Origin of the sequence: Paenibacillus elgii NBRC 100335 (genome assembly GCF_004000865.1) — a bacterium.
Lineage (GTDB): Bacteria > Bacillota > Bacilli > Paenibacillales > NBRC-103111 > Paenibacillus_G > Paenibacillus_G elgii.
The window spans coordinates 1-1918 of the sequence record NZ_BIMB01000130.1 but is presented as its reverse complement, the minus strand read 5'-3'; the positions used below and the strand labels follow the sequence as shown (position 1 = coordinate 1918).

Here is a 1918-nt window from a genome sequence, read left to right as displayed (position 1 = left end):
GGATACGTTGGAGCGAGTATCTGAACTATTTGATGAGAACGTACCGGAGAGTTTAGACGCGGATGAGCAGGTGAAATGGACACAGCGGCAAGACAAAAGGATGTCTGCGCTTCGATTCTTGGTTTACTATTTGGTGGTACCAATGTTTGGGTCTGGTCAATTCCAAAGAGGGAGCAATGCGATTGACGACGATATTTATGATCTGTGTGTGAAACATGATCTGCTTAGCAAGAAGGAACGAAGAAAGAAATCCGAGGAAGGTCACTTATCATGACCAGTTCATGAATCATGTTCTTATAACATGCCGAATCTTACCCAAAATTTTGGGGATTAAACATCATCAACTCATCACGGAAAGGAAAGATTGCCTATTGTTTGATACTATCATCATGAAAACAAGTCCTGTTTACCCTAATCTTGAAATTGTAGCCGCTGATAAAATTGCTTATCTGGACAAGGGTACAACTTACAAAATTAAAGACAGCCAAATACCGTATATCAAATACCATGACAATAGCAGAACCCTCGTTTTGCAGGTATCCATCCCCAAATTTCTCTACGGTAATAATGTAACGCTCCTTCAAGAAAAGGACATTCCCCTCTTCTTTCAAAGGTTACATGAACGCTTGTACGAGTTATTTCAAATTGAAATGAAAACGGAGGATTGGTCTGGAACTGAACGATTGGATGTTTGTTGGAATTTTCAGGTTGGACATTTGGTCAGCGATTATGTGCGAGAAATACATAAATTGAAACTTCCGTATATGAAGCCATATTCTTATGGACATTTAGAAACGGCTGGACATAAAAACGATAGCAAAAAGACGATGTTTTATGACAAACAAATTCAATGCAGAGATACAAAGGAACCTCAAGAAGTTATTGAACAAGCCCGAGGAATCCTGCGTATGGAGATTCGACCAAGTTACAAGGAAATGAAGAAGTTTTCATCGAAACGCCGTGCTGTCGATTTACTTAAGAAAGAATTTTTCATTCAGATGGCAGAAGTAGCTTTAAAGCCAATCCAGTTTACCGAACCGATTGAAGGCATTTCCTTTGGTTGGTTGCAATCTCAACCGTTTGACATTTATCAAATCGAAAAGGCACTTGCTTTCAAATTATTGCAAAGTCAATTCACAGAAACCGAATTAAAGCAATTGTACAGGTCAGGCACTTATGACAATAGACGGAGATTAGCTCGTAGTATCACTTTCCCAAGCCAAACAAAGCTACCTCCGCTCAAGATTGATTATGCAAATTTAGGTTAGAAGTGATCCTTTTACAAACGTTTGTTACTTTTGCGATAGCGATAACAATTTCATACATAATCGGTTAAAAGTCCAGAAGAAATAAGGCTTTATAGGGCTTTGGCGATACCAAAATCATCATACATAAAAAGAGAGCAATTTAAAGAAACAAAGAGTAATCCATACATAACGCAAGAAAACTCGATATTATCCCGATTAAAACGCTATGAAATAACGATTTTATTTTATAATGGTGTCCGGGCTGGTTTACATTATTTGAAGGCTTCGTTTTGGTTGCATGGTGCATAGCTGTTTTGGTCACGTGGTGAGGTTAGGAATCGGACGATTCAATTATCTTTATCAGCAACAATCAATTCGCTGATATCAATTTTCAAGACTTCACATATTTGTTCAAGTGTACGAATGTATACTCTATCGACATTGTCCGAACAGAGATGATTAATTGTAGGATGCCGAATGCCCATCATGCGTGCAAGTTCTCTTTGTGATATATTTCGATCCTCTAATATTTCTCTGAGTCGAATTTTGATCTTCATGATAAGTCCCCTTTTACCGTACAGATATAGATTTAATATACCATGGACGAAAGAACTTTTCATTGCGTGGTAGTCTTAAAAGTACTATAATAAACATGTGGTAGTTTTAAGCGT

Annotated in this window: 3 protein-coding genes; 2 read left to right on the top strand and 1 reads right to left on the bottom strand. The window is 37.7% G+C overall.

Annotated features, from left to right (window positions below):
- Positions 1-274: hypothetical protein (locus PEL01S_RS35030; protein ID WP_218032570.1), on the top strand; the 274-nt coding region annotated here is incomplete at its 5' end.
- A 97-nt stretch (positions 275-371) separates the two neighbouring features.
- A complete protein-coding gene (locus tag PEL01S_RS34160; protein WP_127463370.1) occupies positions 372-1268 on the top strand; it encodes a hypothetical protein in 897 nt (298 codons plus the stop codon).
- Positions 1269-1594: 326 nt separating this feature from the next.
- On the opposite strand, the gene PEL01S_RS34155 is transcribed toward PEL01S_RS34160, so the two are convergent.
- A complete protein-coding gene (locus PEL01S_RS34155) occupies positions 1595-1804 on the bottom strand; it encodes a helix-turn-helix domain-containing protein (RefSeq protein ID WP_127463369.1) in 210 nt (69 codons plus the stop codon).
- Between the last annotated feature and the right edge of the window lie 114 nt (positions 1805-1918).